The 13,732-nt window shown below is 61.7% G+C and carries 12 protein-coding genes and 1 tRNA gene; 7 read left to right on the forward strand and 6 right to left on the reverse strand.

Annotated features, from left to right (window positions below):
- Window positions 1-21: 21 nt before the first annotated feature.
- From hemF to C0V74_RS12665, 5 genes are all read left to right on the forward strand, one after another.
- Entirely contained in the window at window positions 22-879 is an 858-nt protein-coding gene (hemF, locus tag C0V74_RS12650) for an oxygen-dependent coproporphyrinogen oxidase (RefSeq protein WP_131624970.1), read from the forward strand.
- Window positions 880-959: 80 nt separating this feature from the next.
- Entirely contained in the window at window positions 960-2,864 is a 1,905-nt protein-coding gene (locus C0V74_RS12655) for a M1 family metallopeptidase (protein ID WP_143252070.1), read from the forward strand.
- A 97-nt stretch (window positions 2,865-2,961) separates the two neighbouring features.
- A complete protein-coding gene (locus C0V74_RS12660; RefSeq protein WP_143252071.1) occupies window positions 2,962-5,052 on the forward strand; it encodes a bifunctional (p)ppGpp synthetase/guanosine-3',5'-bis(diphosphate) 3'-pyrophosphohydrolase in 2,091 nt (696 codons plus the stop codon).
- A gap of 99 nt (window positions 5,053-5,151) precedes the next feature.
- A complete protein-coding gene (locus C0V74_RS13295) occupies window positions 5,152-5,286 on the forward strand; it encodes a hypothetical protein (RefSeq protein ID WP_282595922.1) in 135 nt (44 codons plus the stop codon).
- 36 nt (window positions 5,287-5,322) lie between these two features.
- Window positions 5,323-5,871, forward strand: coding sequence for a methyltransferase domain-containing protein (locus tag C0V74_RS12665; RefSeq protein ID WP_143252072.1), 549 nt, complete (start codon window positions 5,323-5,325; stop codon window positions 5,869-5,871).
- Here the strand turns inward: C0V74_RS12665 and C0V74_RS12670 are convergent.
- Window positions 5,868-6,839, reverse strand: coding sequence for a peptidylprolyl isomerase (locus C0V74_RS12670; RefSeq protein WP_143252073.1), 972 nt, complete (start codon window positions 6,837-6,839; stop codon window positions 5,868-5,870). The two genes, C0V74_RS12665 and C0V74_RS12670, sit on opposite strands and share 4 nt — an antisense overlap.
- Before the next feature lie 40 nt (window positions 6,840-6,879).
- Window positions 6,880-7,281 carry a metallopeptidase family protein gene (locus C0V74_RS12675; protein WP_143252074.1) on the reverse strand — a complete coding sequence of 134 codons (402 nt, stop codon included), beginning with the start codon at window positions 7,279-7,281 and terminating at the stop codon, window positions 6,880-6,882.
- Window positions 7,282-7,360: 79 nt separating this feature from the next.
- Here C0V74_RS12675 and C0V74_RS12680 point away from each other — a divergent pair.
- A tRNA-Ser gene (locus C0V74_RS12680) sits at window positions 7,361-7,451 on the forward strand.
- Between the two features lie 398 nt (window positions 7,452-7,849).
- Here C0V74_RS12680 and C0V74_RS12685 read toward each other — a convergent pair.
- The 4 genes from C0V74_RS12685 to C0V74_RS12700 form a co-directional block, all read right to left on the reverse strand.
- A complete protein-coding gene (locus C0V74_RS12685; protein WP_143252075.1) occupies window positions 7,850-8,686 on the reverse strand; it encodes a hypothetical protein in 837 nt (278 codons plus the stop codon).
- A 752-nt stretch (window positions 8,687-9,438) separates the two neighbouring features.
- Entirely contained in the window at window positions 9,439-9,561 is a 123-nt protein-coding gene (locus C0V74_RS13335) for a hypothetical protein (RefSeq protein ID WP_349236013.1), read from the reverse strand.
- Window positions 9,558-9,710: a DUF1810 family protein gene (locus C0V74_RS13340; RefSeq protein ID WP_349236014.1), complete on the reverse strand. Its 153-nt coding sequence runs from the start codon at window positions 9,708-9,710 to the stop codon at window positions 9,558-9,560. The genes C0V74_RS13335 and C0V74_RS13340 overlap by 4 nt, the downstream gene beginning before the upstream one ends.
- Window positions 9,711-10,580: 870 nt before the next feature.
- The gene (locus C0V74_RS12700; protein ID WP_168194209.1) at window positions 10,581-11,012 is read right to left on the reverse strand and encodes a response regulator; all 432 of its coding nucleotides are present in this window, start codon (window positions 11,010-11,012) and stop codon (window positions 10,581-10,583) included.
- 257 nt (window positions 11,013-11,269) lie between these two features.
- Between C0V74_RS12700 and C0V74_RS12705 the strand changes: the two genes are divergently transcribed.
- Window positions 11,270-13,261, forward strand: coding sequence for an ATP-binding protein (locus C0V74_RS12705; protein ID WP_143252077.1), 1,992 nt, complete (start codon window positions 11,270-11,272; stop codon window positions 13,259-13,261).
- Window positions 13,262-13,732: the final 471 nt, after the last annotated feature.

The raw sequence follows: 13,732 nt of genomic DNA on the forward strand, positions 1-13,732 counted from the left end.
GGCTTGGCAAGGGTGTCGCGCATGACTGACTGGACCCCCCACACCGCCCGCGCGAAAGTCTGGTTCGAAGACTTGCGCGACCAGATCTGCGCTGCGTTCGAGGCGATCGAGCGCGAAGCCGGGTCGGACGCTTCGTTCGAGTACACGCCCTGGGCACGTGAGGAGGAGGGCAACGATTCCCCCGGTGGCGGCACGCGCGGAGTGATGAAAGGGCAGGTGTTCGAGAAGGTCGGGGTCAACGTGTCCACCGTACACGGCAACTTCGCGCCGGGTTTCGCGGCCACGATCAACGGCGCGAGCGAAGAGGATCCGGGCTTCACCGCCACCGGGATCAGCCTGGTCGCGCACATGGCCAATCCCCACGTGCCGGCGGTCCACATGAACACCCGTTTCCTGACCACCAGCAAGGCGTGGTTCGGGGGCGGGGCGGACCTGAACCCGCCGCTTCCCTATGATGACGACACGGCGGAATTTCACGCCGCGTTCCGCGCCGCGTGCGCCGGGCATAATCCCACGTACTACGACCAGTTCAAGAAATGGGCGGACGATTACTTCTATATCCCGCATCGCGGGGTCCATCGCGGCGTGGGCGGGATTTTCTACGATCACCTCGATTGCGCGGACGACGCCGCATGGGAGCGGCACTTCGCTTTCACCCAGGATGTCGGAAGGGCATTTCTCGACGTGTTCCCGCGCATCGTCCGGCGCCGTATGGGCGCTGAGTTCACCCCTCAGGAGAAGCTTCAGCAACTGGAGTGGCGTGGGCGCTACGCCGAGTTCAACCTCGTCTACGATCGCGGCACGTTGTTCGGCCTCAAGACGGGCGGCAACATCGATGCCATCCTGATGAGCCTTCCGCCCGAGGCGGTGTGGAGCTGAACCGCACTCGCGCGCGATGACCACTTACTGCGCCGCCGCGCGATGACCCGCGGCTGCACCAACATAATTCGGAGAATTTCATGCGTAGTCTTGCCGCCCTTCTGCTGCTCGCATCGACCGCGGCGTGCACGACGATGACGCCTGACGCGCCTCCCCAGACCATGGTGGCGCCGATCCTGACCAGTACGGACGCCCGCGACACGGCGACCTATGCCCGGCCAGAAGTCGCACGGGTCACGCACGTCGACCTCGATCTCGCGCTCGACTTCGCTGCCAAGACGGTGGGCGGCACCGCGACACTCGATCTCCTCACCGCGCCCGGCGCGACCGAGGTCGTCCTGGACGATCGCGGCTTGCAGATCAGCCGCGTCACCGATGGCGGCGGCGCGGAACTGCCGTTCACCGTCGGCCAGTCGGTCGAGGGCCGGGGCGCGCCGCTGACCATCGCCATCGGACCGGGAGCCGAGCGCCGGCGCATCGCCATCCAGTACACCGCCGCCCCCGGCGCCGAGGCGCTGCAGTGGCTTGCTCCTGAGCAGACCGCGGGCAAGGCGCAGCCGTTCCTGTTCAGCCAGGGCCAGGCGATCCTCAACCGCACATGGATCCCGACGCAAGACAGCCCCGGCATTCGCCAGACCTGGCGCGCGCGGATCACCGCACCCAAGCCGCTGACGGTGGTGATGTCGGGCCTGAAGCAGGGCGAGACGGAAGACCTCGGCGATCGCCGCGCGTTCACCTATGCAATGAACAAGCCGGTCGCGCCGTATCTGATCGCGATCGCGGCAGGCGACATCGCGTTCCGTGAGATCGGCCCGCGCACCGGGGTGTGGGCCGAACCGGCCACCCTGGCCGCGGCGCATCACGAAACCGCCGATACCGAGAAGATGGTTGTGGCTGCGGAGAAGCTATACGGTCCGTACCGCTGGGGCCGCTACGACATGATCGTGCTGCCGCCGAGCTTCCCCTACGGCGGGATGGAAAACCCGACACTCACCTTCCTGACGCCGACCTTCATCGCCGGCGACCGCAGCCTCAACGGCCTGATCGCACACGAACTGGCGCACTCGTGGTCCGGCAATCTGGTGACCAACGCCAACTGGTCCGACAGCTGGCTGAACGAAGGCGTCACCAGCTATTTCGAGAACCGCATCATCGAGGCGCTGTACGGTCCCCGCCGCGCCAGCCAGGAAGCGGCGTTGAGCTTTGCCGAGATGGAGGGCGAGCTGGCCAAGGCCGGTCCCGACAACCCGGAGACCGCGCTGCACTTGCCCGACAGCGTGGCCGGGCCCGACGCCGGGCTGGGCGGAGTAATCTACGACAAGGGCGCGGTGTTCATGCGGACCGTCGAAACCATCGTCGGCCGCCCCCGGTTCGATGCCTGGCTGCGCCAGTGGTTCGACAACCACGCGTTCCAGCCCGCCACCAGCGCGATGATCCTGGCTGACATGAAGGCCAACCTTGTCGGCAACGACCCTGCGCTGGCGCAGCGCCTGATGCTCGACGAATGGATCTACCAGCCGGGCCTGCCGGCCAATGCGGTGCGGCCGAACCCCGCCGCGTTTGCCGAGGTCGATGCTGCCGCCGCGGCCTACGGCACCGGCGGCGGGGTGCCGCAAGCTGCCTGGGCAAAGTGGACCACGGCCGAACGTCTGCGGTTCATGGCCAAGCTGCCGCGCGAGCGCACTGCGGCCCAGCTTGGCGCGCTGGACCAGGCGCTGGGCCTGTCGAACGAGGGCAACGACGAAGTCCTGTTCGCATGGCTCCAGCTGGCTCTCGCCAATCGCTACGAACCCGCCGTCCCGCTGGCGGAGCAATTCCTGGCCCGGGTCGGCCGCCGCAAGTTCGTCGCGCCGTTGTTCGAGACCCTGATGGGTGAGGGCGAGTGGGGCCAGCCACTGGCGCGTCGCATCTACGCCACAACGCGTCCGGGTTACCACGCTGTAACTACGGTCACGGTCGACAAGCTGGTGCTCAAGAAGGACTGAGCCAGCTTCTTTCCAGGGGGCGCCGCGTCCGGCATGCGGCCCCCCGTCGACGAAAAGGCTTGCTCCTGTTCGCGCATTCCTCACATCAGGGTGCGAGATGTTGCGGCAATACGAACTGGTAGAGCGGGTCAAGGAATACGACCCGGACGCCGACGAGGCGCTGCTGAACCGCGCCTATGTCTATACCGTGCAGAAACACGGCACGCAGAAGCGCGCAAGCGGGGACCCGTACTTCAGTCATCCGGTCGAGGTGGCTGGCCTGATGACCGACCTGAAGCTCGATCAGGAAACGATCATCACCGCGCTGCTCCACGACACGGTCGAGGATACGCTGGCGACGATTGGCGACATCGAGATCAATTTCGGCAGCGAAGTCGCGCAACTGGTCGACGGCGTTACCAAGCTGTCGAAGATTGAGGCGATGCCCGAGAACGAGCGGGCGGCGGAGAACCTGCGCAAGTTCCTGCTCGCGATGAGCGAGGACATTCGCGTGCTGCTCGTGAAGCTGGGCGACCGGCTGCACAACATGCGGACGCTCCATTTCATCAAGTCACCGGAAAAGCGCCAGCGCATCGCGCGCGAGACGATGGACATCTACGCCCCCCTGGCCGAGCGGGTTGGGATGTACGAATACGTGCGTGAGATGCAGCTTCTCGCGTTCGAACAAATCGAGCCGGAAGCCTACGCCACCATCACCGGCCGCCTGGCGCAGATCCGCAGTGCCGACGGCGGCCAGGTGGATGCCATCGCGCTGGCGATCAAGCAGGCGCTGGCCGAAGCGGGGCTGAAGGTCGAGGTATCGGGCCGCGAAAAGCACCCGTATTCGATCTGGCGCAAGATGGCCGAACGGCACGTCAATTTCGAACAAGTGACGGACATCATGGCCTTCCGGGTCATCACCGAAAGCGATGCCGATTGTTACCGCGCGCTGGGGGTGCTGCACACGACGTGGCAGTTCATTCCGGGGCGCTTCAAGGACTATATCTCCACGCCGAAGACCAACGGCTATCGCTCGCTGCACACCAGCCTCATCTATGAAAACTCGATGCGGGTGGAAGTCCAGGTGCGCACCCGCGCGATGCACCGGACCAACGAATTCGGCCTGGCCGCGCACTGGGCGTACAAGCAGGGCGACAAGCCCGATGGCCAGGTCGGCTGGTTGCGCGATCTGATCGAGATCGTCGATGCCAGCCACGATGCCGAGGAACTGCTCGAGCATACGCGGATGGCGATCTACCAGGACCGCATCTTCGCTTTCACCCCCAAGGGCGCGTTGTTCCAGCTGCCAAAGGGCGCGACGCCGGTCGATTTCGCGTTCGCGGTGCACACCGATCTTGGCGCGCAGACCGTGGGCGCCAAGATCAACGGGCGGCACATGCCGCTGCGCACGGTGCTCAATAACGGCGACGTGGTGGAGATCATCAAGGGCAAGGCGGCCGAGCCGCAGTTGTCGTGGCTCAGCTTCGTCACCACCGGCAAGGCGCGCGCATCGATCCGCCGGGCGGTGCGGCTGAAGGAGCGCGACGAGGTCGCCGCGCTGGGCCGAAAGCTGTTCGACGAGATCGCCGCGCGGCTGCCGGTCAAGATCGGCAAGAAGGCGCTGCGCGAAGCGGTCAAACGGCTGGATCTCGAGGATGAGGACGAGCTGATGTATATCATCGGCGCCAATAAGCTGCCTGACCGCGAGGTGATGGAAGCGCTGGTGCCCGGCAGCACCGCCGGCGTCGAACTGCAGGAACCATGGCCGCGGCAGGAACGCGCCATCTCGATCCGCGGGCTCACGCCCGGAGTCGGGTTCAGCCTGGCCGAATGCTGCCACCCGGTGCCGGGCGATCGGATCGTCGGCTTGCGCAAGTCGGGCGAGCCGGTGGAGGTCCACACGATCGATTGCCTGGAACTCGCCAGCGGGATCGACGCCGACTGGATCGACCTGTCGTGGGGCAAGCGCAGCCACGGCGCGGTCGGGCGGGTGCGGGCAACGCTGTATGACCGCCCCGGCACGCTGGCCGAGATGGCGGGCCTGTACGCGCAGAACCACGCCAATGTCGTCGCGCTGGAGCAGACCCAGACTGACCCCCCGTTCACCACCTACGAGGTTGAACTCGATGTGCAGGACCTGGCGCACCTGACGCGCATCGTCAGCGCGCTGCGCGCCAGCGACGCCGTGGCGCAGGCTGAGCGGATTTGAGGTGATCGTCAGCCTCGATCGTGTCCAGCTGGCGATGCCGGCAGGCAGGGCAGACGCGGGGCGGCCGTTCTATGCCGAGGTGCTTGGTCTGGCGGAGCGATGAGCCAGGCATTGTGGATCGCACGGCGGACCGCTGCGGTTCTCCGCCGCGAGGGCGCGGCCGGCACGATCCGCCGGATCGTCAAGCACGCGCGCATCGCGCTCGGTATCCCGTCAAGCGAGGTACGCCGCTAGCGTCAGGCCAAGGCGCAGGCGGATCTGCGCTTCGACATGGAGCGCGGGGTCGATACCGGCGGAACGCAGAACCTGGGCGGCCTGACCATTCCTTCGCCCAATGCGTCGCTTGGCGTGGCCCACATCGCAACCGTGCCCGGTCATTTTCATCGCGCGCTCGGCTTGCTCGACATCGACCCTAAGGGTTGCACGTTCGTCGATCTCGGCGCCGGGAAGGGCCGGGCGCTGCTGATGGCGGCGGATTATCCCTTTGCCGCGATCGTTGGCGTCGAATTTGCGCACGAACTGCACGCGATCTGCGAGCGGAACCTCGCCCAAACCGGCGACTCGCGGATCACCTGCCTGCTCCAGGATGCCGAAGCCTTCGCCTACCCGGCGACCGATCTCGTGATCTACATGAACAACCCGTTCGATGCCCCGCTGGTGGAACGGGTTGCGCGCCGGCTCGAAGCCACCGTGCGCTCGGGCCCACGCACCGTCAGGCTGGTGTATACCAACCCGAACGCGGCGTGGGTGTTCGCGCATGACCCGTGGTTCAGCGTCGCATCGGACGAAGGCGTAGAGGTGTTCGGGCTGCGTGCTTAACCGCTCGCGGGGGTCTGCCGGACTGGCACCGGGATATTGCATACATCCGCGCCGCCAGCCGGGGCGATGAAGAATTCGTCGCTCCGGTTCGCGCGGGCATGGGCGTACCGGGCGAAAGCGGCGCTCTGGGTGGAAAGATATTCGAAGCGCGGCTGCTCTGCCTGCGGCAGGTCGCTGGCCAGCCGGATCGAAGCGATCGGCGTGCGCTCTTCAGGAGTGGAGTAAAACCCGAGCGCCTCGGTCCCGCGCGGCAGGGTCGAGAGGTACTCGATACCCTCGATCACCCGGCCGACGACGGCGATATTGCGATCGAGATGGCGGGGCGCATGGCCAATGACGGCGTAAAGCTCCGCGCCCGTGCCCGCGTCAGGCGACAGGTTCCGGCCGACGCCGACGGTGCCATAGCAATGAACCGGCCAGTACCGGCCCGGCTGAGTGGGCGATTGTGCCATTGGCCATCCTGCGAGAAATCCGGCCTTGGGAGCGTAGGCATCGGTATCAAGAGGAAGGTCGGGCTGTGGCCGCTGCACGATCCCTGAAGCCTGACCGTCGACGACCGTCGTGCTCTCCATGCGCAGGGTATAGCCCTCTTCCAGGGTCTGGACTAACTCAACCGGCAGCTCCCGCGCCTTCGCCGCGTCTTCCGCGTCAGGGTCGCCCCATTGGACGACGTAATTGTCCTGCGCCCGCACGATCGCGAGACCGTCCCACCAGTGCGCCTTCGCCAGGGTGCGAATGTTCGCGGTCCACGGCTGGCTGAAGGGCGGGGCGATGAGCTGGATCACGATTTGGCGCGGCTTGCCACGCGCATCTGCCGCCAGCGTCATCACCAGCAGGTCGGCGGGCGCGATCGGCACCCAGTCAGCGGCGGGCGCCGCCGCCACGATCTCGCCCGGTGACAGCGCGGGGGCATCAGCCGCGCCGGCGGGGGCGGCTATCAGGGCGAAGGTGGCGAAGAGCGTTCTCATGTCCGCGGTTGTGACACGTGACCTGCAGGACGCAAAGGGTTCAGTCGGCTCCATCTTCCAGTGCGTGCATATCCTCGTCGCTCAGGCCGAAGTGGTGGCCGATCTCATGAATCACCACGTGCGAAATCAGGTGTTCGAGGTCCTCGCCTTCCGCGATCCATTCGTCGAGAATGGCGCCGCGGAACAGGCGCACCCGGTTGGGCATCTGGCCGCTCATCTCGATCGACTGTTCGGTCATGGCGATGCCTTCGAACAGTCCGGTGAGCATGAAGGGGTCTTCGATCCCCAATTGGGCGAGCGTCTCCGCGTCGGCGAACTCCTCTACGCTGAGCACGACATCGCCGACGTGCTCCGCAAACGGCGCCGGCAGCCGCGCGAGCGCTGCGCGGGCGATGCGCTCGAATTCGTCCGGAGAGGGCGGGGAAGCAAAGGTTCGCGTCATCGTCCCGGCCTAGCCCGCCGCGCCACGCTTGTCAGCGCCGATGCGCGCGGCTAGGGGCGCCGTTCTGTCCAGAGCATGCGGAGCGGTGGCCGAGTGGTCGAAGGCGCTCGCCTGGAAAGTGAGTATACGCCAAAAGCGTATCGAGGGTTCGAATCCCTCCCGCTCCGCCACCTAGTCCGCTAGACTTGCTCTCCGCGATGGAAGGCGCCGCAGAACGGCGCAGAACCGCGGCATTCTGCCCGTTGAAAGGGTGCTGCAGGCTCACGGTTTTGGGGCCGACCGCTGCCTTCATCCGCGCATTCGAGGCGGCGTCTCTACGGCCTCCTGGCCGCACACCCTTTCACCGATCGACGAATTTCACCGGATGTTGTGATTTTTCGACCGTCTGTTGCGCCTTGTGGACGCGGCTGATGAGCGTTCGAAAACGGCAGGAATCCGGGGATCTTCGTGAGAATTCCGCCGCTATACGCGTCAGATAACGCAGGTCGGGAGCAGGTGACTAGCAGGTCAACAGCAGGAGCACTGCAGGAGGCTTGCAGGCATCATGCACGAGCGTTGCAGGGCCTGCTCAGACAATACCGAGCATCCTTCGTTGATCTTCCCATCCGAGCGGCAGCTTGCGCAAGAGCAGATCCGCCAGCTTCAATCCGGCGGGCTGCCGCCCCTCGAGAATGGCCCGCTGGAGATCTGGCGCTAGGAACGCGAGTTGCGTTAACTTTCGAAGGTAGGGATCGTCAACTCCGTGGGCGTGGTCGATCGAGGCACTTCTGTGGGAGAGATCTATCCCGCGCGATGCAAGTTCAGCATGCGCCCGGCGCAAGCCGGCAATCAGAGCCCTGTCGGATCGGCTGCGGCGAGGCTTCGCGCAACCCTCGATCCTCGAGGTGCGCCCGCCAGGGGTGAGAATCCTTACGAGCGAGGTGATCCGCAACAGGCCATCTTTCGGGTGCGAAGATTGTTCGTTCATTCCGGCGGTCCACCTCTCATGCGCAGACGAAACTAGATCGACGACGATGGTCTCGGGGTATAGTCCGACGCGGGTGACGTATGTCGTCAGTTCAGACCAACCCGCGGTGGGCCGACCTGTCCATGAGCGAAGCCGCTCGATCGGAATGCTCTCGATTTGTGGAGCCGGCACTCGCCGTAACACGCGCACGGCATCGGGATCAGAGGCTGGTACGCGGGAAACGTGATAGAGGTAGCGCCTTTCTGCGCGGCCGCACGCATGCGTTGCGGCCATCCTGTTGCCGAGCGCATCAAACAGAATGCCGGTGAGCGGAGAGTGCGAATGCCTTCGCTCCTGGCTTCTCCTTTTCCGCTTCTCCATTTTCGGCCTGAACGGCATCGAACGTATCGCGATCAATAATCGCCGGTGTAGCCCGTGATAGCTCTTGTCCTTATGCACAATCTTGCCGACGTAGGCGCGGTTCTGCAGTGGCTAATGTCGTGGTAGTCGTCAGGACCGTCGTTCCGCCATCAGCGTAAGTAGTGGTCGTGCCTGTCTGAGAGCAAGTAGTCGCCTGCGCTTGAGCAGGAGTCGAAAGCATCGCAGCGGCGACAGCGGTTGACGCGCTGCCGAGCAGCGCCAAGCGAATGGACGAGATTTCAAGTGCAATTTCCTCAGACAAGCGACATCACGCAGGATCGCTTTAGCAATTCGGATCCGCGCTGCTTATGCTTTTCCTCTGTTCGAGCAATTGATTTATTTTTCAGAAGTTTTCGGCTATGGGCGGAACGTCGGTGACTTTTTTAACTTGCCCTCATGGCGGTCATTAAACGGTCGAAGACATCGGCCTGCTTGCAAAGGAGGGCGTTGCGCTGCTGTGCCTCCGTTGTTGATCGCTTCCCAGAAGCGTGAGCGAAATCCGGTAAAAAACACGCGGTTCCAGTTTCTGACCCCGGATCTGTGTGCGCTCTAATTAGCCACTGGGTCGGCTCGTAGGCTTACGATAGGATTGCGTGTAGGACCGAGATTAGGTGCAAACCTTCCTTCGACGCATCGGTGAACGAGCGGCAGCTTTCGGGCATTCGCCGGAAAGCCGGAATGTCCGATATTGGGCGCGCAGCCGAGCGGCCGCTCGTGAGCCGGGAGCATACTGACGAAATATGGCCCGCATTCCGCATAAGCTGTTGCTTCAACGAGGCCAGAAATTCACGCTAAAGATGGACCAGGTCCGGGGTCTGCTCGTCCATCGATGCAAACCACCTCGCAATGGCCGCCTCGAAAATCGGCCCTCCATCGGCAAGCGCGAAGAGGGTCAGTGATGACCTCAGCTTCATTGCATCGACGTCCCCTTAAACGTAGTCGCAAATCCATCAGTGAGATCCTGAAGCGCTTCGACGCACTCACGCAGCCTGTATCCGAGGACCGGATGCACTAGATAAGCTCTCGCTTTTTCCATCGAAGCGATACCGTACCGCTCGGCCATCGTGATGCGGCCCAGACCGCGCAGTTGGGGGAATATGAACTACATCCAGTGCCCGCGCTTCGCGCCCCGCCGGATATCCGCGAGCGCGGAACTGTAAAGCACTGAAGGACTTGGCTCGCTCGTTCACGAGATGCTTGAGCCGCAGCAGGAGAAAGGCTGCATGAGCGCACCCCAATCCATGACCGTATTTGTGCCGCTGACGCTCCGGAAGAGGAACGGGCGTCCGAAGATCATGCCGCCGACAGAGAGGCTGCCTACGAGCAATGCGAGCGCTGACCCGCATGTTATTTGCGCGATCGCGCGCGCCTGGAGCTGGCGTCGTAAGCTTGAGAGCGGGAAGGCATCCACGCTTCTCGACAACGCAGTAGCCGAGAATGTCACTGATTGGTTTGTGAGCAGGATGGTGAGGCTCGCATATCTCTCGCCTGGCGTGCTGCAAAGCTGCTGGAGCACCGGCCGATCACGGTGTCGGTGAAGGAACTGATTACCGTCGCTGAGGTGCCTTGGGAGCGACAGGACGCAGCTGTGTTTGACTAGTTATTGGCGGCCTTGCGCCCAGTCTCAGTTATGGAAAGGTCCGCGTCGTGGCTGAAAGCTGCTGCTCGTTGAGGTCCGAGGGAATGGCAGCAACGCGCTCAAAACTGAGACATCGAGAGCGCAGGCAGACTCATCTGAAGCTGACGTCAGTGGCTAGCCACCTCGGCAATGCAGCTTAGCCTGGTTTGAGCGGGTTTGCCGAGTGTCGGGTCCAGCGTCCTGCGCGATGCGGCCTGAATTCGATTCATGTAAAATGCTCAGCCGAACCATCGGCAATCTGTTTTTCGCTAAGGCTGGACGGTTCAACAAGACAAACCTTGTCGGAAACTCTTATCAACTGAGTGCAGAGAAGGCCGCGACTAGCCGTTCTTCTAAATCGTCAATTGCAAAAGGCTTCTCAATGAAGTCGATCGCACCCAGTTTATGCGCTGTTGCAGCAAGCGGTATTTCCGCATGCGCTGTCATCATGATAACTGGCCAATCTATCGCGCGATCTCTAAGGTTCTGCAGCAGCTGAAATCCATCGATTTCAGGCATTCGAACATCCAGTAAAATCGGCGCTGGTTTTCGCTCTGCGATGTCTTCGAGAAATTCAGAAGGCCGCTCAAAGGACTGCACCGTGAAGCCACCCGACTCGAGCGCAAAATGAAGTGACTTCCTGATGGCGGCGTTATCATCGACCACGTAGATGACCCGCTGGTGTCGGCCATGATCTTCTCCCGCGCACTCCGGAGCAACATCGGCGGTGGTGCCTACGTCTTTCATTTCAGAAGCCTTCGTTGACGCATATCCGCTCCACTGACAGGCTCGCGCGCACCGAGACCCAGTAAACCGCGGAGCCGACAGGTCAACTGAGCCTGAGGCCGGAACCTTAGCTGATAGCTTGGTCACGTAGACCGGCAGGCCATGGTCCGGCAAAAAGAACAGGTGATGTAGCAGGAGCATCAGGAGTGGCCAGGGCTAAGCATAATGACGCGTTAAAGCACTCGCCAATCCAGCGCTTGGTGTTGCCCTTGGTCGTCTTGATCCTGCTGCTCGGCTGGATAGCGCTTCTTACGCGTGTTGATTCCGAGCGGGAAAGCGCAGAGAGCGCTGCGATCACTCGTGCGAAAGATCGAGCAACCTTACTCGAGCAACACGTCGTCAAAACTCTCCAGGTGGCTTCGCTCGCAAGTCTTCATCTGGGCGACATGCATTTTGGAGCGAGCGCGGAACATCGGAAAGCTCAAACTAACACACGGTGGATCGAAGACGAAGCAATAGGTATCGCTGGCTTTTCGGGTGCCACAGTCGCAAATGCAACTGGGCAGATCGTCGCCACTGCGGGCGGGCCAGCGCCTAGGCGTGAAGATCTCGCAGAGTTGAAGCTTGATTTAGTCGAGGGCCCCGACGTGACAATCGGCCGCCCTCAGCCTTTGGGCGAGACAGACCAGCAGTATGTCCTGGTGGTCCGTCGGATCAAGACGAACGGAAGCGTCGCAGGCTTTGTCGCGCTTTCTTTGCGCCCCGAGCAGTTTTTGAATTTTCCCATTAGAACGAGGTTTGAAGTAACTGATCTAGTCTCAGTGATCAATCTCGACGGGGTGACCTTAGCCCGCCGAGAAGGAGATCGTTTCTCCAGCGGCGAAAACGTGCGGGGAAGATTAGTGATGCGCGAGCAGCAAAGGAACCCAAACGGAACCTACAAAGGCCCAAGCTCCCTTGACGGTCATGTACGCTATTTCAGCCACCGACGATTAGAAGATTTTCCCATTTTTGTAACCGCCGGGGTGTCTTACTCTGCTGCTTTGGTGAACGCCCAACGCAGGGCAATGATCTATTTCATCATCATGACGGTACTAAGTGGAGCTTGTCTTCTGACAGCTTGGATTATCCAGCGGGAGGCCTCTTATCGTGAGAAGAACAGTGCAGAACTCGCAGGGTCAAGAAAGCGCCTGCAAGAAGCTCAGCGCGTGGCGAAAATTGGCGACTGGGAGTACGATCTGTCAAGGAATTTGGTAACTTGGTCCGACCAACTCTGTGAGATGTACGAAAGATCTTTAGAAGACGACCACCTAACCCTAGAGGATTTCGCTGCATATGTGCATCCGGATGATATATCGCAGTTTGAGAAAGATTTTCAGATTCTCTTGGGGAAAGCTGACCATCACTCTTACGAATTTCGAGTTATCCTTCCGAGCGGCAAAATCTTGTGTCGGCATATAAATGCCATAGCGACGACCGACGAGGCAGGACAGATTATCAGCCTCTATGGCACCGACCAAGACGTGACACACCTGCAGCTGCTCCGCGAGCTCGAGAACCACGTCGCGCACTTAGACAGGCAAGGGGCGATGAGCATGATGGCCGGAACTCTTGCGCACGAGCTAAACCAGCCGCTCACGGCAGCGTCGAATTACCTTACGGGATCTTTGCGAAACGCAGAGAAAGCGAACGAGTACCAAGGCAAAACAGTTCTCCCCGGAATGAAGCTCGCGTTAGACCAAATCCACGATGCGGCAGAAATCATTCGTCGGGTCCGCAGAATGGTACAAGTCGAGGATCGTGAAACGAAAATTGCGTCGCTGCGTGCTTGCGTTTCCGATGCTGTCGCCCTGTTGCAGGCGTCAGGGTATTCCGAGGCTAAGGAGATTCAGATTAAGGTAGATCCTGATACCCCTGAGGCATTGATCGCGCCGATTCAGCTGCAACAAGTGTTAGTCAATCTCCTCAAGAATGCTCTTGAGGCGGTTCACAACGACGTGCCCGCAGTGTCAGTGCGGGCCAGTTGCACTGACCAGAAGATGCTCAGGATCGAGGTTTGGGACAACGGACCTGGATTTCCAGCAACTGCATCTGACGTATTCTCAGCGTTCTATAGTGAGAAATCGTCGGGCACGGGGCTTGGCCTGTCGATCAGTCGGACGATCATCGAATACCACAGCGGAAAAATATATGTCGGAGAGTCGGGACCCGGAAAGACAGTAATTGTTATTTTGCTTCCAATGGCCCCCCCCGACGCCGAGGCAGCTTAGCAGTCCGCACGGCGCCGCGTTCGTTGACGAAGCAGATAGTTCGCTTCGAGCCCCGTTGATTTCGTTGATGCAGCGGTCAAAGAAGCCCCTGAACATTGGCTTCAGCCAGCAGCCGTGCGGAAACGCGCTCAATCGATATACGAGTTCCTGAAATACGACTGCTGGGGCTGACAGCTTCGCGTCAATGTCTGCTTAGTACACTTCCGCACCCTAAAGCCGAATGTCCAACTTCGGCCCAAGAGCTGCCGGTCAGCTGAAAGGTAGGTTTCGCCTCATCCGTTGCGGATTGGTTCGGCCATGCGAACAAATTGAGCTGCCGATCAAATAGGGGAGGGAAGCCAGACACTGTTCTGCTCCCGTTCGCGCACTTACTCGCACGGTTGCGAAGAAAAAGCTCTTTCATAGGTGCTCTCTCTGCCCCCTCTAGTCCGCAAGCGCTGCTCCGTTCCATGGAGGGCGCGGCTTTAATTG

Origin of the sequence: Altererythrobacter sp. TH136, from assembly GCF_007065885.1 — a bacterium.
Classification (GTDB): Bacteria; Pseudomonadota; Alphaproteobacteria; order Sphingomonadales; family Sphingomonadaceae; genus Tsuneonella.